Here is a 512-nt window from a genome sequence, read left to right on the forward strand (position 1 = left end):
AGTGATAATTCACGAACCATTGCTGCATTTTCACCGATACCACCAGTGAAGATAATGGCATCTAAACGACCTTCCATCAGTGCACAATAAGAACCGATGTATTTTGCTAAGCGATGGCAGTAAACGTCCATTGCACGTTTAGCATCAGCTTTTGTTTCGTAGTTATCTTCAACATAACGGCAGTCACTAGTAACTTCCGTTAAACCTAATAAACCAGATTCTTTAGTGAGCAGTTTATTAATATCTTCAACGCTCATACCTAAAGTGTCATGTAAATGGAACACGATAGCAGGATCGATATCACCACTACGAGTACCCATGACTAAACCTTCTAATGGTGTTAAACCCATAGAAGTATCAACACATTTACCGTTAACAATAGCAGAAACAGAACCACCATTACCTAAATGGCAAGTGATTACGTTCAGTTCATCAACAGGTTTATTTAACATTTTAGCTGCTTCACGGGAAACAAAGAAATGGCTAGTTCCGTGAGCACCGTAACGGCGGAT

Annotated in this window: 1 pseudogene; it reads right to left on the reverse strand. The window is 39.6% G+C overall.

Annotated features, from left to right (window positions below):
* Nucleotides 1–512: pseudogene (gene ackA, locus IE142_RS40540) on the reverse strand (acetate kinase); the annotation flags it as partial.

Source organism: Streptomyces mutabilis (assembly GCF_014649815.1).
GTDB lineage: Bacteria > Actinomycetota > Actinomycetes > Streptomycetales > Streptomycetaceae > Streptomyces > Streptomyces mutabilis.